Genomic DNA, 25,030 nt, shown 5'->3' on the forward strand with positions numbered 1-25,030 from the left:
GGATTTCCTTTTTGTTTTCAGACGGCCTCTTTAATAAGGCCGTCTGAAAGCCTGATTACCACTGATAACCCACACCTGCGGTTGCACCGTAATGACCGCGCGAGTTGCCGGTTGCCGTGCCTTTAACCACCCAGTTTCCGTTATCGGAAATGCTGGAGAAGCCTACGGCATAGCCGCTTTCGCCGCGGTAGGTGCTGCCGGATACCGCCATCATGCTCTTGCCCGGCAAGTAGGCTTGCGGTAAGCCTGCAACCGCCATTGCCGCCGCCGTACCGGCGTTAGACTTCGATTCGATGTCGTCGATACGCTGGTTCAAGTAGTTGCCTACATTAACCACTTGATTGCCGACCTGATTGATGGCTTCGTTGGTATGGTAGAGCTGGCTGCCGTTGACGGCATCGGTTGAGGTGGGCGATACCACGCCTGCGGCAACATTTTGGATCTGGCGGGTTTGGCCTTCTTTACCGACGCTGACAACGCCGACCACATCCTGCACGCCGGCAACATGGGCATCATTCGCACCTGCATAGGTGTAGTGGCTGCCCGTTGCGGCTTTGTGCACGCCTTTGGCTGCCGCTTCGTTACCCAATACCACAGAGTTATCGATGGTTTCGGTTACGCTGTTACCCAACACAAAGGTATTGCTGCCGTTTACGGTGTTGTTGTTACCCACGGCATAAGTGTTGTTGCCGTTGATAACCGACGGGTCGCCGATGGCACCTGCGTTCTTGCCGTTTACAATGTTACCCGTACCGATGGCGATGGTATTTTCATTGTTGGCTTGCGAGCCTGTACCGATGGCTACGGCGTTTTTACCGGTTGCTTGGGTGCGCTGCTGCTTGGCTTTACCGTCGCTGCCTTGGATTTCTTTGCCGTCTTTATCAACCAGAGTGTAGGTGTTGCCCAATGCTACCGCACCCTGACCGCTGGCGGCCGTCTGAAAACCGATGGCGGTGGCGTAAGCACCTGAAGCACTTGAGTCTTCGTTATTGCTGCCTTGGGCAACCGCTTTCACTTCGCCGTCGTTGGTGTGGAAGAACTTGATACCTTGTTCGTTCATCTTGCCGATGGCTTGAATCACGTCGTTGGTTACATAGGTGTTTTGCCCTTCAACGTTATAAGTAACCAATGTGTATTGGTTGCCGCCTTTGTCGGTGGATACCGCTACTTTCTGATTGGTTTCAACGGTGGTGGTTTGCGTGCCGTCGGGGTTGGTTACTACGGTGGTTACCGTGCCGGCAGGCGTAGTGTTGCCGTCTGAACCGGTGGTGCCGGGCGCATCCTGCATATTGATGGAGGTATTGTTGCCGCCCAACACTTGGTAAGCCTGATACAGCTGGCTGCCGTTAACCGCCTCTTTGCTGGTGGCGGAAATTTCGCCGTCGGCCACGTTGGTCAGTTTTTTACCTGCCGCATCCAAGCCGTTGGCGTTCAGGCTCGGGCCGTTGGCGATGCTGATGCCGTTGCCGTTGATGGTTGTGTTGCCGCCCACCGATACGCTGTCGAGCTTCAAGTCTTTTGCAGCGGATACTGTGTAGGTTGCGCTGCCGTCGGCATTGGTGGCTTTGTCTACCACGATATTGTCGCCTTGTACCACGGCAACTTTGCTGACTACCACGGCTTGATTAACGGCTTTAATCGCTTCTTCAACCGTAGCCGCTCCGGTGCCGCCGATATTGTTCATTTGAACCGAACCGTCGGCATTTACCGTTGCGTCGCCGCCGAAGAGTTTGGCCAGCGAAGAGGCGGTACCGTGCAGCTGGCTGCCGGTTACGGCATCGGTGCTGTCGGCGTTGATGCTGCCTTTGCCGACATTGCTGACTTTATTACCGTTGGCGTTGATGCCCTGCGCGGTCAGGTAAGTTTTGCCGCCTACGTTCACGCCTTTATCGTCGAGTACCACCTGATTGGCGCCTTTGCCCGAAGTTACGCTGCTGAAATTCACGTCGTCGGCAGTAGTCAATGTATAAGTGGTGCTGCCGTCTTCATTGGTGTTTTCTTTCACGGTCAGGTTGCCTTGTGCGGCCACTTTGCTGCTGGCCGCGGCCTGAACCGCATCCAACTGGGCTTTGTTTACCGCATCGGTGGCTTCTTGGCCGGCTTTCACACCGGTAATTGTTTTGCCGCCGGCATGGATGCCCGAGTGGCTCACGGTTACTGCGCCTGCTTTGAGGCCGTCTGAAGTCAGGGCTACATTACCGCCCACGGCAACACCGCTGTTGTTCACAACGGTTTTACCTGTGGTTACGCTGCCGTTTTCACCCAGATTCACGTTCTCGGCCAACTTGATAACCAAGCTGTTGTCGTCGGTGCTGCCGGTTACGCCGATATTGTTTTCAGTCAGCTTGCCGTTGGCTCCGCCTTTTACGGCCAACTCGGTATCGAGGCTGCGTACCACTTTAACCTCTTGGTTGTCGCCCACGAACGTCAACGGCTTGTTGAGTTCGGCATTCAACAGATTCAGCGCATCGCCTACGTTGTTCACGGTTTCGCGGCCGCCGTTATTGCGGGCAATCGTGTACACGGGGTCTTTGATGCTGCCGTCGGCATTGACTGCCGCGCCGCCGCCCAATGCTTTGACGGCATTTTTCAGCTGGCCGATGTTGGCGGCATCGTTGTCTTTCTTACCGTCGGCGATGTTGCCTACCACGGTTGGCACGGCTGTTTGCGGATCAAGCGGATTGAGCGATGAAATCGAAATATCTTTTTCGGTATATTCCGTGCCGTCCACCACTTTGATGAAGCGTTCCTTGCCTTTCTCGTCAACTTGACGCGCCAACACTTCACCACGCGAATTCACATAAGAGAACGGCGAGTTGGCCTGCACCAGTGATTGATGGGTAATGGTTTGGTTGTCGAGCGCGCGTTGCAGTTGGGAAACATTCACGGCATCTCCCGCCTCTTCGCCGTCTTTCACGCCGGTGATTTTTTGACCGCCCGCATCCAAACCTTGCGCTTTGAGCTTGCCTTTGAATACTGGGGCGTCGGCCAGCAGAATTTGGATGTTGCCGGTGCTGTCGGCCACGGTACGCACGTTGGTATCGGAAGCGGCAACCGTATTATCCAAGCCGCCTTTAATCGTGGCGCGTTCGCCCAAGCGGCGGTTGAAGTTGCCGCTGTTGCCGGCAAAATCCAAACCGCGGTTTAACGCTGCGGTGTTTTCGCCCACTTTCTTATCTACGGCAAAGAGTTGGTCGCCCGTTACGGCTTCTTGGCTGCCCTCGGCCATCAAACCGTTGGCCAAACCGGTGATCACGTTACCGCCGTTGTTCAAGCCCGAAGAACCCAAGCTCACTGTTTTGCCGTTGGCTGCGTTATTAACGGTGAGGCCGTCTGAAGTCAGCGCCACATCGTCGCCTACGCCCACACCGCTGCCGTCAACTTTGGTTGCGCCGGTTTTCACGGCTTCCACTGTGAGTGTTTTGGCCAAATCGAAGGTAACGTTGTCGTCTGCATCGGTTTTGGCAACAACGATATTGCCGTCGTTATTGCGCAAATCTACGGTTTCGCCGGGCTGTACGTTGCTGCTGTTTTTGCCTTGAGCGGTGAGACTCCAGCCTGTGTTGGCAGTATTTCTCACGGCCGCAATGGCATCGCTCACGGTAGCCGCACCGGTGCCGCCGATGTCGGCTTGGGTATAAGTGCCGGTATCGGGGTTATACACGGTAGCGCCGCCGATGATGCTTTCTACGCCTTTGCCGTGCGCATGCAGTTGGCCGCCGGTTACCGCTTCTTTGCTGCCTTCTTCTACGTTGCCGAATTCGATACCGGTAATCTTACCGTTGTCGTTTACGGTAACGCCGCCGAATTTGGGGCTTTCGGCCAATTCGATGGTGAGCGTACCAGCTTCTACTTTGGTGCGGATATTCTGATCCGATGCCTGAGCGTTGTCGGCCAACGAACCTTTAACCACCAAAGTTTCGTCGAGCTTGCGCTCGGCAACACCTGTATTGCCGGCAAAGCGGATCGGTTTGCGGATTTCGGCGCCGATGTGGTCTAACGCACCTTGAACCGTATTAACCGCCGGATAAGTGCTGCCGTCGGCGCGCGATACCGTAAAGGACGGTGCGCTCCAGCCGCCGTTGGCCGCATCGAAAGCCATGCCCAAGGCAGATGCCAGCGGGGTCAATTGCGATACGTTAACGGCATCGTTGCTGTTTTTACCGGCGGCAATGTTGGTGATGGCGTTGCCACCGTTATTGAGGCCGTCTGAATTGAGCACAACGGGCGCTTTGCCGTTTTTGGCATTGCCCAAAGTCAAGCCTTCGGCGGTTAACGCGGCTTTATCGCCCACAGCCACGCCGTTGGTGCCGACAACGGTATCGCCGGCGGTGAAGCTGTCGGCAGTAACCGCATCGGCCAAATCGAAGCTCACTTGGTCGCTCTCGGCCGTTTTGGTAATCACGATGTTTTTGTCGGTGCTGCGTAAATCAACCGTTTCGCCTGCGGCCACATTGCTGCTGTTCGCGCCTTCTGCGGTGAGGTTCCAGCCCGCACCTGCGGTTGCGTGTACGGCGGCGATGGCTTCATGCAGGTTGTTTTTACCCGTTCCGCCGATGTCGTTGTTGGTATAGCTGCCGTCGGCAGGGTTGTAGCGGGTTGAACCGCCCAACAGTTTTTCGACACCTTTGCCTTGTGCATACAGCTGGCCGGCGTTAACGGCATCTTTGCTGTTTTCGCCCACGTTGCCTGCCGCTACGTTGCGGATAACGGTATCGGCAGCATCCAAACCGTTTTGGGTCAGGCTCGGGCCGTTTTGGATACGCAGGCCGTCTGAATCCAAGGTGGCGGCTTTTTGGCCGTCGGCATGGTTAAAGCTGATGCTGCCGCCGTTTACCGTGCTGCGGTTTCCTTGCGCATCGGTAAATTCGGCGCTGGTTAAGCCGGTGAGTTCTTTAGAAAGTTTTATGTCCAGCGTGTCGCTGCCGTTGCTGACCACACCGATATTGCGCTCGCTCAGTTTGGCTTCATCGGCACCGCCTTTCAGGTTAACGGTTGTGCCCAGCTTACGCCCGAAGTTGCCTGCTGCGTTGTCTCCCGCAAAAGTAATCGGTTTTTGGATTTCGCTGCCGATGTTGTTCAACGCACCTTGAATGGTGTCGGCCGCTTCGTATCGGCTGCCGTCGGCTTTGGTTACGGTAAACGCAGGCGCGGTTACCGTGCCGCTGCCGGTATCAACCGATACGCCCAATGCTTGAGCCAAGGGAGTCAGCTGCGATACGTTCACGGCATCGGCGGCATCTTTACCTGCGGCAATATTGCTTACCGCTTTGCCGGAAGCGTTGATGCCTGCTTTAGTGATGCTCGGGCCGTTGTTGATGGCCAGGCCGTCTGAAGACAACACGCTGTCGCCGGCGGTAACGCTTCGGATATTCAGGTTTTCGGCCAAGTTGAACGTTACATCGTTGCTGTCGTCTGCCTTGCTGACAACAATATTGTTATCGGTGTTTTTCAAATCGACGCTTGCGCCCGGAGCCACTTTGCTGCGGCCGCTGCCGTTGGCGGTTAAATCCCAACCTGCATTCACTTTGTCGGCCACGGCATCGAGCTGGGCCTTGTTCACGGCATCGGCCGCGTGCGTGCCTTCGGCCACGCCGGTAATCCGCGCATTGCCCGCATCAAAACCTTGGGCACTCACTTTGCCGGCAAAAGTCGGGGCATCGGCCAGTTGGATTTCCACCGCCCCGTCGGTTACCACCGTGCGGATATTGGCGGCTGAAGAAGATGCTCCGTCAACCAATGCACCTTTGATTTGCAGTTTGGAACCCAATTTTTGGTCGGAACCGCCTGCAACGATGGTGCTGGTGCCGTTATTGGTGTTGCCGCTCACGGTAATCGGATCTTTCAGCACAGCATTCAGATGGCCTAACGCCTCGCCTACCGTATTCACAGTAGCCGCAGGTGTGCCGTCTGCATGGGTAACGGTATATACCGGTTTTACCAACGCGCCGTCTTCACCCAAAGTGGTGCCCAACGCCGTTAATACTTCCTTCAATTGTGCGGTATTGACGGCATCGGTATCTTTGATACCCTTGCCTACATTGGTTACGCGGGTGGCTACGCTGGTTTGGGGGTCTTGAGCGTTCAGCGCACTCACGACAATATCATCACCTTCATAGCGTGTTTGGCCGTCGGAAGCTTTCACAAAATAAGCTTTGCCTTGGTCATCAACTTTACGAACCAGCTGATCACCTTCGTTATTGACATACGAGAACGGCGAATCGGCAGCCACCAAAGCCAGATTTTCTACCGTAATGTCTTTCATGGCCTGCCGCAGCTGATCTACGTTAACCGCATCGGTTCCTTTTTCGCCTTGGGCCACGCCGGTAATCTGCAGGCCGCCGGCATCCAAGCCTTTCGCGCTTACCTTGCCTTTAAAGGTGGGATTGTCGGCCAGCTTGATGGTAATTTCGCCGTTGCCGTTGTTTTCGGTGACCAAATTGTCGGCAGAAGCCGCACCTGCAAAATTGCCCGCTTTGATGCCGATGGTAGAACCCAGTTTACGGGTGCTGTTTGCGCCCTTATCGGCAGCAAACGTCAGCGGTTTTTCAATTTCTTCGTTCAGACCGGCCAAGGCTTCCTGAACCGTATGCACGGCAGGTTTCGCCACACCCTCGGTAGTTTTGACGACATAGTTCGGTCGGGTGTAGGTATCGGTTGCCGCGTCATAGCTGCCGCCCAAGGCCTCCATGTTGGCTTTGGCAATATTGTCGCTGTCTTTCAGTTGGCCGACATTAACCGCGTCGTCATCGGCTTGGCCTGCTGCCACTTTGGCAATTTTCTTACCTGCGGCGTCGATACCTGCTTTGGTTACGCTCGGGCCGCCTTCAATGGTGAGGCCGTCTGAAGACAACTTGCTGTCGCCGGTAGTCAGGCTTGTGGCTGTTAATTCGGGATTGAGTCGGATTTGGATGCCGTCTGAATTGGCTGTGGTGGAGATATTGCCGTCGCCGGATACGGTAACGCTTTCGCCTAATTTCTTAACCGAAGACGTGCCGCCGTTGCCGTCGCTAAAGGCCAAACCTTTGCCGTCAAGCGCTTCTTTGGCTGCTACGCCTTTTTTGATGTCTTCTTTGGCAGCATCGGTCAAATCAACGGCATAGTCGGTAACATCGCTGCTGTTTTTCTGTCCGGCGGTAACTTTCACCGCATCCGAGCCGGACACAGTAGCTTTTTCAGCATGAACCGTATAGGCCGTATCGTTACCTTGAACAGCAGCCTCAACGCGCGTGTTGTTGCCTGCAACCACAGACGATGTTTTTTCCCCATCGTTAATGGCTTTGGCTACATCGGTTGCCGTTGCGAACACATCACCGGCAGCTTGGGCAGTCACCGTACCGTCATTCATGTTGAAACCTGTTTTGTTCACCGAGAATCTAACGGTAGAAGCATTATCGCCAGTGGTTTCAACAAGCGCAGTCGTGCCTTCGCCGTTTACGAAATCCACCACATCACCTTGTTTTACCAAATCTTTTTCTTGAGCATTGTTACGCAGATTCCAACCGCCAGAGGCAACTTGATCCAATTGGCGTTTGGTTACGGCATCGCCCGCATTTTGGCCGTCTGCAATATTGGTGATGGCCTTACCGCCATTGTCGAGGCCGTCTGAAGACAAGCGCACGGCATTGCCGCCGTCGGCAGGGGTGAGGGTAATTCCGTTGTTTGCTACTTTGGTTGCACCGGTGGTAATGCTGCCGCCGACACCCAAATCTAGGGTTTTCGACAATTCGATGGAAATCGTACCGTTATCGGCAGTGGTACTGATATTGGCATCAGCACCTTTAACGGCAACCGTTTCTCCCAGCTCACGCTTGAATTGTGTGCCTTTATCGCCTTCAAAATTCAAACCTTGGGCGATTTTGTCTGCATTTTGTCGGATAGAAGCGGCATTTTCGGCAATCTTGACCGTATTTTCACCGGCCTTGTCAGCAGCCTCTTGCAGCTTGGTTTCATTCGCAGCAATTTTAGCGGCATGATCTTGGATAGATGCGGTATTCCTATCAATCTTGCCCGCATTATCAGCCGCTTTATTGGAAGCCTCTTCCGCCTTAGCTTGGTTTTGCGCTATCTTGGCTGTATGGTCTTGAATAGATGCGGCATTTTCAGCAATCTTGTCCGTATTTTCGACAGCTTTGGCCGCAGCTTTTTCAACTGCAGTTTGGTTTGCCGCAATCTTGTCGGCATGCTCGCGGATAGAGGTGTCATGCCGGTCAAGTCTGCCGGCATTTTCAACGGCCTTGTTGGAAGCCTCTTCCGCCTTGGCTTGGTTTTGTGCTAGCTTGGTTGTATGATCCTGAATAGATGCGGCATTCTCTGCGATCTTGGCCGTATTTTCGGTAGCCTTATCTAAAGCCTGCTGCGACTTAGCCTTATTCGCCTCGATTTGGTTTTTCACAGTATCGGCCAGTTTGAACGTTACGCTACCGTTAGCGGCCTCCGTTACAATTTCATTAGCCGTTCCGTTGAACTGAACAGGTTGGTTCAAAGCACTGCTGCCACTTGAGCCGTTGTCGCCGCCATATTGGATATTGAGATTGGTACCGTCGGCTTTAGCCAATAAAGAAGTATCTACCGACAAATCGTAAACGTTTGCACCGTTTTCTACTGTTGAAGTGATAGCTATGCTCGCATTACTTGATTTAACCTGTGTGCGTCCGCCGTCAACATAAGCTTTGTTGGCAGCATGGTTGTTTTCAGTAGGTGTCGCCACACCCGTTATCACTTTATTGCCTGCGTTGATACCGGTATTATTGATCACCACACCATCAACGGTTACGCTGTCAAAAGCAACGTTATCTTGGGTGGCGATACTCACTTTCTTACCGCTTTGGGTAATTGCGATGTTTTTGCCTGCATCAACCGTAAACAGCTCGCCGTTTTGAACTTTTTCTTCTTGGTTACCCGCTACTACCCCCCCATTTGAAGCAGAAGTATTAAACTTAAAGCCGGCAGCCTTCAGCTGCGCCACGTTAACCGCGTCGGTTTCTTCAGTACCCGCTGCCAAGCCGGTAATTTGACGGGTGTAATTTTCGGCTGCACTACCCACGGCAACCGCCCCTTTGGTAGCTTTCCAAGCCGAACCGTTTTTATCGGCAACGGCATTCAAAGGATCTGTGCCGATAACGCCTTTATCAGTAGCCGCCTTGCTACCGCGCCCCAAAGCTACGCCGTCTGAAACGGTTACGCCGGTATCGCTACCCAAAGCAACGGCGCCGGAAACTGCCGTCTCTCCTTGGAAAGTAACCGTATCCGTGCGTTCTGCTTTTGTAATATTTTCAGTAGTCAAAGTTGCGCCCGCAGCACCGATTTTGACATTGTTACCTAAAATAAACGTATCGTTGGAACGGCTGCCGACAATGTTTTTATTACCGATGGCATAGCTGTTGGCACCGCCCACAACGCTGCGGCGGTCAATGGCTCGATTGCCGTTGATTGTTTGATTATTTTGAATAGAGCTGCTTAACGCACCCGAATAAGCTCCGCTCACTACAGAACCGGAACCCAAAGCAATACCGGCGTGTGCACCGGCAGTAACCAAGGCATCGCTGCCGAGCGCGATACTGCTGTCGGCATGAGAGGCCGAATAACGGCCTACTGTTGTTGCGCGCTCTCCTGCATAAGTAGTAGTGCCCACAGCCACACCATGTGCTTTCTTAGCTCTGGCTTGCGAGCCGACGGCAGTAGCATAATTGCCCGCCTCGGCATACGAACCGATGGCCAAGCCGTTTTCGTCAGTCGCCTTGGCGGTATTGCCAAGGGCTACCGTGCTTCGGGCAGTTGCTTGAGAATTTACACCAACGGCGATAGAAGATTGTGCCGATGCAGTATTGCTTTTACCGATGGCAAGTGCATTGTCATTAGACACCGTATTAGTAGAACCTATAGCAATAGCAGGTTCTTCATTGGCAGCTCCGCTGCCGCTTACCGTATTGTCGCTACCCATCACCAAAGCGTGCGTGCGCGTAACCGTATTAGTGTTACCTTGAATATGCACATCGGCATTAGCAGCAACCGTATTGCCCTTGCCGACAACCGTACTGCTGTGGGCAGTAATCGCATCCTTCTCCCCTGTGTTGGCTCCGGGCTTATGGTTGCCGCTGCCCAGTACATACGTATCTCTGCCCGATACCAAGTTTTCCGAACCGACAGCAACAGACTGCTCGCCCGAAACGGTTGAATCGCTCCCCACCACAACGGATTTAGCAGCAGTTGCCGATGCACCTACGCCGGCGGCAATCGCTTTGCTTGCAGTTGCGCCATTATTGTTGTAATTACCTTGTGTTTCTACCGAAGTGAGATTGTTGGTACCCACACTGTAAAAGCGAACCTGACTACCCTGCAAAGTGGTTACGTTTCGGTCTACTTCTGTAAGTTTATGTGCCACCGCATAAAGTTGGCTGCCGTTAATGCCGTCTGTGCTGTTTTCCGATACCGCGCCCGGCGCCACATTACGCAGTTGGCGTTCAAAACCGACAGTACCAAAAGAAACTTGGTCTCCTGCTTTCAGATTGATTCCACCGTTGAAACTGAATGTGATGCCGTTAATTACAACATTGCGGGGCGCAGCGGCATCTCCTGCCGTAGTAGAGCCGGCACCGATGGCCACGGCATTCTCTTTATCGGCATGGGAACCCACACCCAAAGCAAGCGATACATCGCCTTGCGCATGGGCACGCGAACCGAATGCCGTTGCCAATCTACCCGCAATCGTAGATACCCCTACTGCCACACCACCGTCTTCAGTAGTGGTTTTAGGGTATGTAAGTTTGCCCACCAAAGGATTGCCTGTTAGCTGATAATATTTATCTCTTAAATCCGGCGGCATAACAGTTAAGTCATCGCCACCGATGGCTATCGAAGATTTGCCTTTTGCATTGGTATCCGCACCTAATGCAATAGACTGTGCACCGGGTGCTCTGGTATTTGAGCCAATCGCTATCGACTGATGATTATCGGCAGTCGCATTTATACCACAGGTCAAATTACTGTTTGACCTATTCCCGGTACTGGTTACCGCATTACACGTTACCGATTCAGCATTCGCCACTCCACTCAACCCAAATGCCATACCCAGCATAAATGGTATGGTGCGCAACGTAGAGATTAAATATCCCGGCCTTTCTGCTTTTGTTTGTGAGCCGCTTACCGACTTCCCCTTCGTCTTCTCGATTTCCGAAACGGCAACCCAAGCCCCCAATGCTTCATTCCAAATACTACGGTAACTTTTATTCATCATTTTTCCTTTATTTTTCGCCGGTTATGTCTTCCGGCAGCCGCACTCAAACTTCCCGTGCCAAAACCAAACTGACGTTTATTGTCACTTACCATCAAAATATGAATATCTCATCTATACCTAAATTGATAGTAAGAAAGATTATACAAATTACGTTTATTATAAAAAACAGCCTTTTATCTAAACATCATTGCACAAAATAATCTTTACTTAACAATAATTAATATAAACACACAGTAACCATGCAATTGCCGTGCCACTTTTACTTAAAACGGTATAGTTTCTTTTGATATTATTTTTAACAAAGAAAAGGATAGGTAAAATAAAAATCATATAAAACATATAGCTAAATTTTCAAAGATTATACAAATCGAATAAAAACATGTATTTAGCCTATTTTCATTAAAATCTACTGTTCATTTTTATGTAATCAAATCGTAAAGACGGAGCACAGCAAAAGGCCGTCTGAAAATTTTTTTTCAGACGGCCTTTTGCTGTTGGATAATCTAGGCATATCGTCAATCAGCTTGTTCAGCGGTTATACAGACACCCCGCTGTACACACATATTTTAAACAGGCTGACACCTCTGCAAGTGGTTCAACCATATATATATATATATATATATATATATAGGAGTCATCATGGCAAACATCCGCCAAGCTTTACATCTTTATCTGGTTGCCGGCACCCAAGACTGCAATCATCTCAACGGTACGCCCGAACGCAATTTGCTGGGCGTATTGGAACAAGCACTGCAACACGGTATTACCTGTTACCAGTTGCGCGAAAAAGGCAAAGGCTCGCTGCACGATCGGCAACACATTCTGCGGCTTGCGGAAGCCTGCCGGGACTTGTGCCGGCAATATCATGTGCCGTTTTTTATCGATGATGATATTCAGATGGCCTTAGCTGTCGGGGCAGACGGTGTTCATATCGGCCAATCCGATATGCCTGTTGCCGAAGCTGCCGAACTTTGCGGCGGCAAACTGATGATAGGTTTGTCGCACAACACCTTGGCAGAAATCGAGGCCAGCCGCCACAACGCTGCTTTGGCTTATTGTGCCATCGGCCCGATTTTCGCCACCCAATCGAAAGAAAAACCCAATCCTACCGTGGGCATAGAACGCATACGCGAGATCCGCCGGAGCGGTTTCGAGCGGCCTTTGGTGGCCATCGGCGGTATTACGGCCGAAACGGCTGCGGAAATCCGCCAAGCGGGGGCAGACGGCATTGCCGTGATCTCGGCGATTACCCGCGCCGAAGATGTCGGCAAGGCGGTGCAGGCTTTGCTCGGCTGATATACGACAGATGGTGCTTTTATCGTTCTCTGTATTTTTTCAGACGGCCCGAACCTGTGCAAAGCCCTAAATTATGAATACATGCAGAAATGAGCCGCAGATGGGGTTTTTGCAAAGGTCTCCGCACGCTAACGCTTCATACGGCCTGATGCTATATAATGCCGTCTGAAAAACTTTTTTCTTCATACCATGTATATTGATTTCCACCGCCCCGTGCTGGCTATCGACACCAGCACGTCGTTTTTATCACTGGCTCTGCGTGCAAACAGCAAGCTTTTCATGCGCCACATCGAAGCGGGTAACAAGCAGTCGGAGCTGATATTGCCGCTGATCGGCGAGCTGTTTGCAGAAGCAGGCATCAACGCTGCCGATTTGGCCGCCGTTGTGTATGCGCAAGGGCCGGGGGCGTTTACCGGCCTGCGCATCGGCACGGGCGTGGCACAAGGTTTGGCTACTCCCTTCGATACCCCGCTCATCGGCGTGCCGTGCTTGGATGCGGTGGCTTTCCAAATCAGCGCACCTTATGTATTGGCCGCCACCGATGCCCGCATGGGCGAAGTGTTTTATGCGTGGTTCGACACCGCCGCAGGCCGCCGTTTGAGCGACTACCAAGTCGGCAAAGCGGCAGACATCACCGCCCCCGAACATGCCGCATACGCCCACATTCAAGGCATAGGCAATGCGTTTGCTTTAGACGGCAAACCGCCCTTCAACGGCCATTCCGCCATGCCGACTGCCGAGGATTATCTCAACTTGGCGGCAAGCGGCCGTTACCAAGCTACCGATGCCGCACATGCCGAGCTGCTTTATGTGCGCAACAAAATCGCACTCACCGCCAAAGAGCAGGCCGAGCGCAAAGGCGGCCAACCGTGATACGTGATGCCGTTGCCGCAGATTGTGCCGCGCTTGCCCGACTTGATGCGCTGTGCAATCCTTCGCCGTGGTCGGCGCAACAATTTCAGACGGCCTTAAACAGCCGCTTCGATACGGTTAAAGTTTATGAACACGCCGCCGCCATCGCCGGTTTTGCCGTATGGCAAACCGTATGCGGCGAATCCGAACTGCACCTGATTGCCGTTGATCCCGCTTTACGGCGCAACGGTTTGGCCTCGCAACTGATGAACGCTTGGTTTCAGACGGCTCAAACCGAACCGGTGGAAAGATGGTTTTTAGAAGTGCGCGCCGCCAACCATGCCGCCCGTTCTTTATACGAACGCTACGGTTTTAGCGAATGCGGCCGCCGTCGGCATTATTATCCGCTGCCCGACGGCAGCCGCGAAGATGCCGTATTAATGGAGAAAACATGTTAAGCAGCCGTTATCTGCATTTGCACGAAGCATTGGGCTTGGGGCCGATGTGGTTGAAGCAGGGTGCGAAAGTTCTGCCTGCAACCGCTTCCGGCGCAACCGCAACCACCGTTGCGGTTTCCGTTCCGTCCGCCCAAGCTGCCGCCGAACATCAGCCTGTTTCGGCACGCACGGCTTCCCATGCACGTTTGGCTGCCATGGCGGCAATCGGCAAAAGCCATCCGCTTTCAGACGGCACGTCCGCCCGCTCTCAAGGGCCGTCTGAAAACATACCCGCCAACACCGTAGAAACACCCGCAGCCGAACAAACACAGGCACTATCCGCCGCCATTCCCAACACCGCTCCCGTTGCAGATATCCAACCCGCCCGCCTGATGGTGGTCAGCATTTGCCCCGCTTTGGAAGACAGCACGGCCGGACGGCTGTTCAGCGGCGATGCCGGCATTCTGCTCGACAACATGCTGGCGTCTATCGGCCTTCAACCTGCCGATGCATACAAAACCGTTTGGGTTAAAACCGCCGCCGTATTCACCCCCGAACCCTCTTCCCGGCAAATTGCCGAAGGGCTGCCGCAGCTTCAAGCCGAATTGGCGGCTTCCCAAGCCCTGTCCGTGCTGTTTTTGGGGCAGATTTTCGAACGGCCGCATCATACCGGCACCATCCGCGAGTTATGCGGCGATCTCCCCTATTTCATCATCCCGCATCCCGCCCGCCTGCTCCGCCAGCCCCATCTGAAAAGGCAGGCGTGGGAAGAACTGAAAAAACTGCGTTCGCACTTATCCGGCCAACCGTCCGAACATTAACTTTCAGACGGCCTCATTCTAAATATAGAGCGAATAAACTTATTTTTGATACGAGGCAGCAAGCCGCAGCAGAAATAAAGTTTGTTTGGCACATCAGGCTGAAACCGGCCGGCGCGGAATATTTGGCAAACATAAAACCGATTCGCTATATAATCCCTTTTAACGACACGCCCTAAATGTTGTTTGGAAAAACGCCTTCAATATTCCGCCTAGGGAGCCATCATGCACAGCCAGCCGCCCTCCACCCTGTTTTCCTTACGCCACCTGATTATTGTCGGCGCCAGCGAACGCCGCCACAGCTTGGGCGAACACCTGCTGACTTCACTGTTACGCACCCCTTTCAACGGGCAGATTACCCCTGTTAACCTGCGCCACAAAACCGTGGGCGGCCTGAAAGCCTACACCAATATCGGCCGCGTTCCCGAAAGCGCCGATGCCGTTGTGGCCGTTACCCCGCCCGACAGTTACGAAGCCGTGCTGAAAGCCTGCCGCAAACAGAATATCCCCTACGCCGTATTGATACAGGATTGGGAAAACCTGCCCGAAGACATCCTCGACAAAGCGCGAACCACCGTGCAAAAAGCCCGCAAACTCAACGTACAGGCCATCGTCTGCCACCCCGGCGGCATCCACATTCCCGCCTTGGGCTTAAATGCCGGCACAGGCGGAGACGCACCGGCCGGCAACATCGGCCTTATCAGCGGCCATCCCTCCGAAAGTGCCGAAGCCATCACTCTATTAAAACAGGCCGGATTAGGCGTCTCATGCCATATCGGGCTGCACCACCCGCTCAGCCCCACCTCTTCGGCCGACATCATGGCTCTCTTAAGCAACGACCCCAACACCCACATCATCGTGTCCGCCTACAACCGCCACGAACACCCGCGCACCCTGTTCAGCATCATTCGCCGCACCGTGCGCCGCAAACCCGTTATTTTGTCGGTTACCTCCTATACCGATAAAGAAGAACAAGCGGTTTTAAAAGCCCTGTCGCTGCGCACAGGCGCCATTGTCGTCTTTTCCCCCGAAGAATTAGCCGCCGCTTTACACACCCTGTCCGCACGCAAACATACCGCCCGCAAACTGCACCTGATTGCCGACAAACCCTGCGGACGCCTGCACAGCAAAGCAGAATCACTCGGCATTGCCCTACAAATCCCCCCCGAAAACCAAAGGCCGTCTGAAAACCCATACGGCTATATCGGCCCCAACCCCACCGCCATGCACTACCGCTCATTGGCCGACGGCATTTTGCAACATCACCAAACCGAAGCCCTTTTGGCCGTAGTTTCCGGCACCGACCCCAACGCCCGAGACACTACCCGTATTCTGAGCCACCTGCAAAAGCAGTCCGAAAAACCCCTCTATATCGTCAGCCCCTTTTCTGACGGCCTACTTGGCTTCAACCGCACCATCCAAGCACTAACCGCCTTCCGCTTCCAAGCCGAGCATGCCGCATTTACCGCCAAACTGGTGCAAACCGCCAAACCCCTGCCCGCCTATGTAAAAACCCCCGACGCACAACAGGCCGCCCGTATAGGCAACCAACCCACCGAACTTGCCGCCGCCCTGTTCTTACCCGAACCCGGCAGCGCAGAATCCCCCGTATTCGCCACACTCCGTTTCAGACGGCATCCCCACTACGGAGCCCTCCTTTACGTCGACACACACGGCCAAACCACCGCCTATCTGCCCCCCTTCAACACATTAGACACCGAAAGGCTGATTCAGCAAACCGATCTCAAACGCCATCAAAAAACCCTGCACCAACTTCTGCACAGCCTGAACACCGTTTCAGACGGCCTGCCCAACATCGACAGCATCACCGTAACCATCGGCGCCGACGGAGCCTGCACAGAAATCATCCCGTCGGAAACCGCCGGCCATACCCCCAACATTCTGGCCCCCTACCCCGCCCGCCCCGCCCACACCTTTACCCTGAAAAACGGCCGAAGCGCACACATCCGGATCATGCTGCCCGAAGATGCAGAAGCCAAGCAAACATTCGTACGCAATCTCTCCGACCACCACCGCTACACCCGCTACATGGCCCATCTCAAAGAACTTACCCCCGCCATGCTCGCACAAGCCTGCAACCTCGATTACCACTACGAAGCCGCCGTAGTAGCCGAAGCAGAAGACGGCACATGGCTCGGCGTATCCCGCTTCAGCAGCACCGGCATTCCCGAGCGGTGCGAATTCGGGATCAGCATTGCAGAAGCCGCACAAGGGCAAGGGCTGGCCGTCCACCTGATGCAGCAAATCATCCATCTGGCCAAACAGCAAGGCTACCAAGAAATGTATGCCGAAATCCTCAAAACCAATCCCGCCATGCACAAACTCGCCGAAAAACTCGGTTTCAGCGCCCACCCCTCCCCTTTCGACAACACCCTAACCGAAGTCATATTCAACCTGAATCCCGAACCCGACACGCCGGTAAACAACATCAAGCGCAACTTAAAACAACAAATACTTGCACTGAGATCGTAATTTATTCTAAAATTAGCGGTTTTCTATACATCCGATTTTTATCAAAGGAACCACTCATGGTAGTTATCCGTTTAGCCCGCAGCGGCTCAAAACACCGCCCGTTCTACAACGTAGTTGTAACCGACTCCCGCAGCCGCCGCGACGGCCGTTTCATTGAGCGCGTAGGTTTCTACAACCCCGTAGCCAACGAAAAACAAGAGCGCGTACGCCTGAACGCCGACCGCCTGAACCACTGGATCGCACAAGGCGCACAAGTGAGCGAGGCCGTAGCCAAATTGGTTAAAGAGCAAAAAATCGCTGCTTAATCAAAGACACATACTGCCATGACCGACACTCAGCAAAGGGTAGCCATGGGCTACATCAAAGGCGTATTCGGAATCAAAGGCTGGCTCAAAATCGCCGCCGACACCGAATACACCGACAGCCTGCTGGACTACCCCGAGTGGCAGCTTAGCAAAGACGGTCGCCGCCTGAATGTTACGCTGGAAGCCGGAAAAATCGTTAACGGCGAGCTTCAGGTAAAATTTGAAGGAATAAACGATCGCGACGAAGCCTTCGCTCTGCGCGGTTACACCATCGAAATCCCCCGCGAATCATTCGCACCCGCCGAAGAAGGCGAATATTACTGGGCAGACTTAGTGGGCATGACTGTGGTCAACACAGAAAACATCACACTGGGCACGGTAAAAAACCTGATGGAAACCGGCGCACACGACGTTTTGGTAGTAGATGGCGATTACGGGCAAAAACTGATCCCGTTTGTTTCACACTTCATCGGCAACGTCGATTCCGAAAACAGAATCATCACCGCCGATTGGGGCACAGATTACTGATGCTGATTCAAGCCATTACCCTGTTCCCGGAAATGTTTGACAGCATTACCCGATACGGCGTAACCGGGCGGGCATTAAAACAAAACCTTTGGCAGTTTCAAGCCATCAACCCCCGCCGTTTTGCCGACAACAAACTCGGCTACATCGACGACCGCCCTTTCGGCGGCGGCCCCGGCATGATTATGATGGCACCGCCTTTGCAGGCAGCTATCGAAGAAGCAAAACAACAACAAAAAACCGGCAGCGGCAGAGTAATTTACCTCAGCCCCCAAGGCATGCCGCTAACCCATGCCAAAGCAGCAGAATTAGCCGGGCTCGACAACATTATCTTATTGTGCGGCCGTTACGAAGGCATAGACGAACGCCTGCTGCAAAGCAGCGTAGATGAAGAAATCAGTATCGGAGATTTTGTGGTTTCCGGCGGCGAATTACCTGCCATGATGCTGATGGATGCAGTATTAAGATTGATACCCGGTGTTTTGGGCGATGCCCAATCGGCAGAACAAGATTCGTTTTCAGACGGCCTCTTAGACTGCCCGCACTACACCCGACCGATAGAATTTCAGGGCATGGAAGTTCCCGAAGTATTACGCACGGGAAACCACGGCCTGATAGCGGAGTGGCGGTTGAAAGAATCGCTGCGCCGCACTTTAGAGCGCCGCCCCGACTTACTGGCCAAGCGCAGTTTAATCCCAAAGGAGTCCCGCCTCTTGGAAGCAATCAAAGAAGCAATCAAACAAGAGCAACAGGACAGCCAATCATAATTTAGGAAATAAACACATGAACCTGATTCAACAATTAGAGCAAGAAGAAATTGCCCGCTTGGGCAAAACCATCCCCGAATTCGCTCCGGGCGACACCGTTGTCGTATCTGTGCGCGTAACCGAGGGCAACCGTACCCGTCTGCAAGCTTACGAAGGCGTAGTAATCGCCCGTCGTAACCGCGGTTTGAACAGCAACTTCATCGTTCGCAAAATTTCAAGCGGCGAAGGCGTTGAGCGTACTTTCCAACTGTATTCTCCCAACGTAGAGAAAATCGAAGTGAAACGCCGTGGTGACGTACGCCGTGCCAAACTGTACTACTTGCGCGGTCTGACCGGTAAGGCTGCCCGTATTAAAGAAAAATTGCCTGCCCGCAAAGGTTAATTTTCAACACACAACAAATACCCGCTTTCCAAGCGGGTATTTTTATTAGGAAGAAGTCTTTTATTAAAAGAAATTTAGACTTATATAGCCAACCAATTTAATTTGAATACAAGGCGGCAAGCCGCAAGCAGTACAGCTAGTACGGAACCGATTCTGTTGCCGCTTCAGCGGCTCACACAATCGTTCTCTTTGAGCTAAGGCACAGCAACACCGTAGTAAAAGCGAAGCGGATTGGCTATACCCGTATTGCCTGCGGCTTGCCGCCTTGTTGCCGCCTTGTATTAATAAAGTATTGATTGACTGTAAGTTTTTCAAAAGTCTCTACGTTTTTTTTCAGACGGCCTCCATCTCCACCGGCTGTGCAATGAAGCCCTACTTCTTACAACTTCCGATTTTCGTACCGCTTTTTAAGGAATAAATATCGCAGTCTTGCGCAAACGCCAGTTTACCCCGATAGGATTTGCGGATAGCTGCGGATGTGGCCGGTTGTACATTTTCGGTGCGGCGCATGAAATGTGTAAGCACCACGCTGCGGCTGCCGGTTTTTTGGGCAATTCTGCCGATTTCAGACGGCTTCATATGTAATTTCACGGCCACACGGTCGGTGCTGCTCTCGGGCACGGCATTGTGCGCGATGAACACATCTGTATTCTTAGCCAATGTATCCAATGTTTTACCTGCGTTACTGGTGTCGCCGGATACGGTAACGGAACAGCCGTTTTTCTCGATACGCCAGCCTAAAGAAGGCAGCAGGCCGTGTTCCACGGGGATTGCTTTCAAGGTAAAGCCGCCGAGTTTGGTTTCAAACAGTTTGGGCTGTTTTTTATCGGCGTTAACGGCTATCGGTTTCAGGGCAAAAGCCGCTTCTCCCGTGAGAAAATCCGACAAATATGGGTAAACGCCTTTTTCACCGAAATGACGCTCGACAAATAACGGCGTGGTGGGAATCGTATGATTACCGGTCGGCCCGTAAATCGGCAAATCACGGTTGCGGCCTGAGAAAAACGAGGCTTTGACTAATGCGGGCAAATCGTTGGAATGATCGACGTGAAAATGGGTAAACAGCAAGGCTTCCAAATCTTTAATGTCGCCGCCCGCCCGCTCGAAGTTGAGCGACGAACCTGCGCCGAAATCAATAATGAAGCGGGCTTTGCCGTTTTCGCGCACCAAATAGCCGGTGGAGGCCCGTTTGTCGCTTAACTCGGGGCCTCCCGAACCGAGCACCACTACGTCTAAGCCGGAATGCGTGCATTGTGCGGCGTGTGCGGCAACAGGAACGGCAGCCAAGCCCAGCATGAGCTTGAAAAAGAATTTGGGTTTTAAAAATCGTGAATACATTTTTCCGCCTCGTGAATATTTAAAAACATAACTTGAATATATACAGCAAATAAACTTATTTTTGATACCAAGCAGCAAGCCGCAGACAGCGCAGGTAGTACGGAACCGATTCTGTTGCCGCTTTAGCGGTTTATGCAATCGTTCTCTTTGCGCTAAAGCGCAGCAACGCCGTAGTAAAGTTAAGTGGATTGAGATAGATAAATAAAACAAAGCTCAAGGCCGTCTGAATGTTTTCAGACGGCCTCATCTCATCATAAATAAAACGCCGGCCGTTTAAATATCGAATGTTGCCCACACCGGCGCATGGTCGCTGGGGCGTTCCTGAGCGCGCGCTTCCAAATCCACCTGCACGTCTTGCAGGGCATCGCGCAAGGCGGGCGTAACCAGCAGATGATCGATCCGCAGCCCTTGTTTGCGCTGGAACATCGCGCCGCGGTAATCCCACCATGTGTACATCACTTCTTGCGGATAGCGGTGGCGCAGGCTATCGGTCAAACCCAAATCGAGCAGGTTTTGAAACCACGAACGTTCGATGCCGGTGCAATGGATTTTTTCGCGCCATTTTTCGGGGTCGTAGCAATCCAAATCGGCGGGAGCGATATTGAAATCGCCCAGCAACACCAGCTTTTCGTGGCGGCTCATTTCATCGCGCACAAATTCGGTCAATGCGGCAAACCATTGTTCTTTATATTGGAATTTCGGGCTGTCGGGTGCTTCGCCGTTCACGCAATACACGTTGATCACGCGCACGCCGCCAATAGTGGCGCCAATCACGCGCCGCTGCGGGTCGTCGGGCAGCGCGGGCAGACCGGTGTGTATGTCTTGCGGTTCGGTTTTGCTGATGATGGCCACGCCGTTATAGGTTTTTTGGCCGCTCCATACGGTATGCCAGCCGCTCATTTGAAAAACGGCGGCGGGATATTTGTCTTGATCGAGTTTCAGTTCCTGCAAAACCAGAATGTCGGGGCTGTGCTGTTGCAGCCAGTCTTGCACCTGCGGCAGGCGCACGTTGAGGGAATTTACGTTCCAAGTGGCAATTTTCATGATGTGTTTTCGTATAAAAAGATTCAGACGGCCTCGTTATGCCGGCCTGCACTTTCCTGAACGGCATTGAGCACGGCGGCAATCAACGGCGAAATCAGCCTGTATTGCATCACGCGGTGGTAGCGGGTGAAATCAACCGCGCCGCCGCTGCGCATTTTGTTCAAATGATTGGACACTGTTGTAATGTGAATACCCGTTGCCTGAGCGATTTCAGCTGCGCTGTGCTCGCTCTCCAACAACAGCTTGGCAATCGCCAAACGCTGCGGGTGGGCAATCAGTTTGAGTTGCGCTGCCGTGTGGACGGTATCGGATGATATTTCCATAGTTATAGTTAATAGCGGTTAATTAAGACGCTATTTTATACCATTCGTCGGCGAAACGCTCGGCTATGATAGAGCAAACACTTCTTGCTCAAAACCTTATGCGGCAGTTTAACCTATTCTGCCGCCTGCGTTTATTTGCGGTTTTAATAACTCGGTTTAACAATAACAATGAATCCGGCCGCCCCTGCCGGTATGATTTTTGTTATATTCGCTTAAGTCAACCGTCTTAACATCAAACGGGCTTTGAATTTACCGCATCCGGCACTATATAAACCCCGTTTGATTTCTTTTCTTACCCGTTTTTATTCAGACGGCCGCACGCTTTGAAAAGGCCGTCTGAAAACACCTAATAAGGAAAAACATGAGCAACGTATTACTGAACCTTGCCGACGAGCCGCGTTATCACGATATCCAAACCGCCGATATCCGCCCCGCGATGGAAACCGCTATGAGCGAAGCACGCGCCCAAATCGCCGCCGTCAAAGCCCAAAGCGACATCACTTGGAACAACACCGTCGAGCAGCTTACCGACATTACCGAGCGCGTCGGCCGCATTTGGGGCGTGGTGGCGCACCTGAATTCGGTGGTCGACACGCCCGAACTGCGTGCCGTCTATAACGAATTGATGCCCGAAGTAACCGTGTTTTTTACCGAAATCGGCCAAGACATCGAACTCTACGAGCGTTTTAAAGCCATCAAAAATTCGCCCGAATTTGCCAAACTCGATGCCGCCCAGCAAACCAAACTCGATCACGACCTGCGCGACTTCGTATTGAGCGGTGCCGAATTGCCGCCCGAACAGCAGGCCGAATTTGCCGCGCTGCAAACCGAAGGCGCACAACTCGGCGCGCAGTTCTCGCAAAACGTGCTCGATGCCACCGATGCCTTCGCGCTTTATTTCGATAACGACAACGAACTCTCCGGCCTGCCCGAAGACGCAATGGCCATGTTTGCCGCCGCAGCCCAAGCCGAAGGCAAAGAAGGCTACAAAATCGGCCTGCAAATGCCGCACTACATCGCCGTGATGCAGTATGCCGACAACCGCGAATTGCGCGAAAACATCTACCGCGCCTACATTACCCGCGCCAGCGAGTTGAGCGACGAAGGCAAGTTCGACAACACCGCCAACATCGGCCGCCGCTTGGAAATCGCTTTGCAGGAAGCCAAACTGCTGGGCTTTGCCAATTTTGCCGAATTGTCGCTCGCCACCAAAATGGCCGACACCCCGCAGCAGGTGCTGGACTTCCTGAACGACTTGGCACGCCGCGCCAAACCCTTTGCCGAAAAAGACTTGGCCGAAGTGCAGGCGTTCGCCCGCGAAACCTTGGGCATTGCCGAACCGCAATCTTGGGATTTGACCTATGCCGGCGAAAAACTGCGTCAGGCCAAATATTCGTTCAGCGAAACCGAAGTGAAAAAATACTTTCCGGTAAGCAAAGTGCTGGCCGGTTTGTTTGCCCAGATCAACCGTTTGTACGGCGTGAACTTCATTGAAAAAACCGTACCCGTATGGCACGCCGACGTGCGTTATTTCGAGCTGGAAAAAGGCGGCTCGATCATCGGCGGCGTATATATGGACTTGTTTGCCCGCGAAGGCAAGCGCGGCGGGGCTTGGATGAACGACTACCGCGGCCGCCGCCGTTTCATTTCCGGCAACCGCATCGGCCAAACGCAAACACCCGTTGCCTATTTGGTGTGCAACTTCACTCCGCCCGTTAACGGCAAAGAATCACGCTTAAGCCACGACGAAATCATCACCCTCTACCACGAAACCGGCCACGGCCTGCACCACCTGCTCACTCAGGTTGACGAACTGGGCGTATCCGGCATCAACGGCGTAGAATGGGACGCGGTGGAGCTGCCGAGCCAGTTTATGGAAAACTTCGCGTGGGAATACGACGTGCTGGCGGAAATGTCGTCGCACGAAGACAACGGTGCCGCCCTGCCGCGCGAATTGTTCGACAAAATGGTGGCGGCGAAAAACTTCCAGCGCGGCATGTTCCTCGTGCGCCAAATGGAATTTGCCCTGTTCGACATGCTGATTTACAGCGAAAGCGACGAAGGCCGTCTGAAAAACTGGGCGCAGGTGTTGGAAAACGTGCGTAAAGAAGTAGCCGTTATCCAGCCGCCTGCCTACAACCGCTTTGCCAACAGCTTCAGCCATATCTTTGCGGGCGGCTATTCGGCAGGCTATTACAGCTACGCATGGGCGGAAGTGCTGTCGGCCGATGCCTACGCCGCCTTTGAAGAAAGCGACGACATCAAAGCCACCGGCAAACGCTTCTGGATGGAAATCCTCGCCGTCGGCGGTTCGCGCAGCGCGATGGAATCGTTCAAAGCCTTCCGCGGCCGCGAACCGCAAATCGATGCGCTGTTGCGCCACAGCGGGTTTGATGTAGAAGCCGCTTAACGGGCAGATAACTAAAGGCCGTCTGAAAAAATGTTTTTCAGACGGCCTTTACTGCACAGATTGAACGGTGTGGAACAATCATAGGCAACGGTTAATCCCAATCTTGAGCAACAAAGTGCATCTCCCTGCCCGAAGCATCGCGCAGCACCAGTTTGTGCCCTTCGATACGGTAAGTGAAAGTGCCTGCGATACGCTCCGCAAAGGCTTGTTCCAATGCCATATTTTTATCGCAATACATACGGGTTGAAGCCACATTGCCGAATGAAATTTTCTCATTGGTAACGGAACCGGCACTCAGCATCAAGCGGTTGCAGCCCATATAGGCATTGACGCGGGGAAGTGTGCGCAAATCCATTTCAGCGCGGGCGGCAACCAGCTGTTGGCGGGTAAAACCTTCCAAACCGGACAGCATCCACACCCTTTTAAGGGTTACACCGGATGGCGCGGGTTGCTCCGCCTGCGGTTTTACTGCTTCGGGTTGCGGTTTAGCAGGCGATGCAAAACAGCCTGTCATCAGAACCAAAGTTGATGCGGATAAAGCAATCCAAGTTTTCATATCAAGCCTTTCGGTTGTTGGTATAGCATTGCGGATTGTACACTCATTGGCACCATAAAACGCCTGTTTAACCGAACCTAACACGGCACAGCTGCTTCTATCAAAATCAACCCGTTTGCAGGGAATGGCGTTTTTGCAACGGGCGTAACCGCCATAGAAAAAGACGGCTTTTTATCAGTCGGAGACTTCTGTACAACGCCTCTCCGCAGCACCGATTGGCCTGCGGCTGTTTTCAGACGGCCTGAATA

General features: G+C 53.1%; 15 protein-coding genes and 1 pseudogene. 10 read left to right on the top strand and 6 right to left on the bottom strand.

The annotated features are described in order from the left end of the window. Positions 1–55: 55 nt before the first annotated feature. Both LVJ88_RS10250 and LVJ88_RS12665 read right to left on the bottom strand, forming a co-directional pair. Positions 56–10,774: a YadA-like family protein gene (locus LVJ88_RS10250; protein ID WP_244694156.1), complete on the bottom strand. Its 10,719-nt coding sequence runs from the start codon at positions 10,772–10,774 to the stop codon at positions 56–58. 99 nt (positions 10,775–10,873) lie between these two features. Then, positions 10,874–11,236, bottom strand: a pseudogene (locus tag LVJ88_RS12665) (ESPR domain-containing protein); the annotation flags it as partial. 639 nt (positions 11,237–11,875) lie between these two features. Between LVJ88_RS12665 and thiE the strand changes: the two are divergent. The 9 genes from thiE to rplS all read left to right on the top strand — a co-directional run bounded on the left by thiE (position 11,876) and on the right by rplS (position 19,111). Beyond that, positions 11,876–12,532 (top strand): thiamine phosphate synthase, encoded by a 657-nt coding sequence (gene thiE / locus LVJ88_RS10255; protein WP_085417834.1) that lies wholly within the window; start codon positions 11,876–11,878, stop codon positions 12,530–12,532. 189 nt (positions 12,533–12,721) lie between these two features. Next, entirely contained in the window at positions 12,722–13,405 is a 684-nt protein-coding gene (gene tsaB, locus LVJ88_RS10260; RefSeq protein ID WP_085417835.1) for a tRNA (adenosine(37)-N6)-threonylcarbamoyltransferase complex dimerization subunit type 1 TsaB, read from the top strand. Further along, entirely contained in the window at positions 13,402–13,842 is a 441-nt protein-coding gene (rimI, locus tag LVJ88_RS10265) for a ribosomal protein S18-alanine N-acetyltransferase (RefSeq protein ID WP_054599643.1), read from the top strand. Before tsaB ends, rimI begins: the two co-directional genes overlap by 4 nt. Then, a complete protein-coding gene (locus LVJ88_RS10270) occupies positions 13,836–14,642 on the top strand; it encodes a uracil-DNA glycosylase family protein (RefSeq protein ID WP_085417836.1) in 807 nt (268 codons plus the stop codon). Before rimI ends, LVJ88_RS10270 begins: the two co-directional genes overlap by 7 nt. 222 nt (positions 14,643–14,864) lie before the next feature. Continuing rightward, the gene (locus tag LVJ88_RS10275; RefSeq protein WP_244694157.1) at positions 14,865–17,132 is read left to right on the top strand and encodes a bifunctional acetate--CoA ligase family protein/GNAT family N-acetyltransferase; all 2,268 of its coding nucleotides are present in this window, start codon (positions 14,865–14,867) and stop codon (positions 17,130–17,132) included. Positions 17,133–17,188: 56 nt separating this feature from the next. Continuing rightward, positions 17,189–17,437, top strand: a complete 249-nt coding sequence (gene rpsP, locus LVJ88_RS10280) for a 30S ribosomal protein S16 (RefSeq protein ID WP_085360903.1) — start codon at positions 17,189–17,191, stop codon at positions 17,435–17,437. Positions 17,438–17,455: 18 nt separating this feature from the next. Further along, positions 17,456–17,965: a ribosome maturation factor RimM gene (rimM, locus tag LVJ88_RS10285; protein WP_054599639.1), complete on the top strand. Its 510-nt coding sequence runs from the start codon at positions 17,456–17,458 to the stop codon at positions 17,963–17,965. Further along, positions 17,965–18,729 (top strand): tRNA (guanosine(37)-N1)-methyltransferase TrmD, encoded by a 765-nt coding sequence (gene trmD, locus LVJ88_RS10290; protein WP_085360905.1) that lies wholly within the window; start codon positions 17,965–17,967, stop codon positions 18,727–18,729. The genes rimM and trmD overlap by 1 nt, the downstream gene beginning before the upstream one ends. Positions 18,730–18,745: 16 nt before the next feature. Further along, positions 18,746–19,111, top strand: coding sequence for a 50S ribosomal protein L19 (gene rplS, locus LVJ88_RS10295; protein WP_054599637.1), 366 nt, complete (start codon positions 18,746–18,748; stop codon positions 19,109–19,111). Positions 19,112–19,483: 372 nt separating this feature from the next. Here the strand turns inward: rplS and LVJ88_RS10300 are convergent, their stop codons facing one another. The 3 genes from LVJ88_RS10300 to LVJ88_RS10310 form a co-directional block, all read right to left on the bottom strand. Next, positions 19,484–20,449 (bottom strand): MBL fold metallo-hydrolase, encoded by a 966-nt coding sequence (locus LVJ88_RS10300; RefSeq protein WP_198941585.1) that lies wholly within the window; start codon positions 20,447–20,449, stop codon positions 19,484–19,486. Positions 20,450–20,722: 273 nt separating this feature from the next. Beyond that, positions 20,723–21,493: an exodeoxyribonuclease III gene (xth, locus tag LVJ88_RS10305; protein WP_085418813.1), complete on the bottom strand. Its 771-nt coding sequence runs from the start codon at positions 21,491–21,493 to the stop codon at positions 20,723–20,725. Between the two features lie 23 nt (positions 21,494–21,516). Continuing rightward, positions 21,517–21,816 carry an ArsR/SmtB family transcription factor gene (locus LVJ88_RS10310; RefSeq protein WP_085357081.1) on the bottom strand — a complete coding sequence of 100 codons (300 nt, stop codon included), beginning with the start codon at positions 21,814–21,816 and terminating at the stop codon, positions 21,517–21,519. A 361-nt stretch (positions 21,817–22,177) separates the two neighbouring features. On the opposite strand from LVJ88_RS10310, the gene LVJ88_RS10315 reads away from it, so the two are divergent. Further along, a complete protein-coding gene (locus LVJ88_RS10315) occupies positions 22,178–24,226 on the top strand; it encodes a M3 family metallopeptidase (protein WP_085418812.1) in 2,049 nt (682 codons plus the stop codon). 91 nt (positions 24,227–24,317) lie between these two features. On the opposite strand, the gene LVJ88_RS10320 is transcribed toward LVJ88_RS10315, so the two are convergent. Then, positions 24,318–24,782, bottom strand: coding sequence for an META domain-containing protein (locus LVJ88_RS10320; RefSeq protein WP_085418811.1), 465 nt, complete (start codon positions 24,780–24,782; stop codon positions 24,318–24,320). Between the last annotated feature and the right edge of the window lie 248 nt (positions 24,783–25,030).

Source organism: Neisseria dumasiana (genome assembly GCF_022870885.1).
GTDB classification, from domain to species: Bacteria; Pseudomonadota; Gammaproteobacteria; order Burkholderiales; family Neisseriaceae; genus Neisseria; species Neisseria dumasiana.

Excerpts from the sequence above, each read along its gene's own strand:
- trmD (WP_085360905.1), top strand. The coding sequence starts at position 17,965 with ATGCTGATTCAAGCCATTACCCTGTTCCCGGAAATGTTTGACAGCATT.
- LVJ88_RS10270 (WP_085417836.1), top strand. The coding sequence starts at position 13,836 with ATGTTAAGCAGCCGTTATCTGCATTTGCACGAAGCATTGGGCTTGGGG.
- thiE (WP_085417834.1), top strand. The coding sequence starts at position 11,876 with ATGGCAAACATCCGCCAAGCTTTACATCTTTATCTGGTTGCCGGCACC.
- LVJ88_RS10310 (WP_085357081.1), bottom strand. The coding sequence starts at position 21,816 with ATGGAAATATCATCCGATACCGTCCACACGGCAGCGCAACTCAAACTG.
- xth (WP_085418813.1), bottom strand. The coding sequence starts at position 21,493 with ATGAAAATTGCCACTTGGAACGTAAATTCCCTCAACGTGCGCCTGCCG.
- rplS (WP_054599637.1), top strand. The coding sequence starts at position 18,746 with ATGAACCTGATTCAACAATTAGAGCAAGAAGAAATTGCCCGCTTGGGC.
- LVJ88_RS10315 (WP_085418812.1), top strand. The coding sequence starts at position 22,178 with ATGAGCAACGTATTACTGAACCTTGCCGACGAGCCGCGTTATCACGAT.
- LVJ88_RS10300 (WP_198941585.1), bottom strand. The coding sequence starts at position 20,449 with ATGTATTCACGATTTTTAAAACCCAAATTCTTTTTCAAGCTCATGCTG.
- LVJ88_RS10320 (WP_085418811.1), bottom strand. The coding sequence starts at position 24,782 with ATGAAAACTTGGATTGCTTTATCCGCATCAACTTTGGTTCTGATGACA.
- rpsP (WP_085360903.1), top strand. The coding sequence starts at position 17,189 with ATGGTAGTTATCCGTTTAGCCCGCAGCGGCTCAAAACACCGCCCGTTC.
- LVJ88_RS10275 (WP_244694157.1), top strand. The coding sequence starts at position 14,865 with ATGCACAGCCAGCCGCCCTCCACCCTGTTTTCCTTACGCCACCTGATT.
- tsaB (WP_085417835.1), top strand. The coding sequence starts at position 12,722 with ATGTATATTGATTTCCACCGCCCCGTGCTGGCTATCGACACCAGCACG.
- rimM (WP_054599639.1), top strand. The coding sequence starts at position 17,456 with ATGACCGACACTCAGCAAAGGGTAGCCATGGGCTACATCAAAGGCGTA.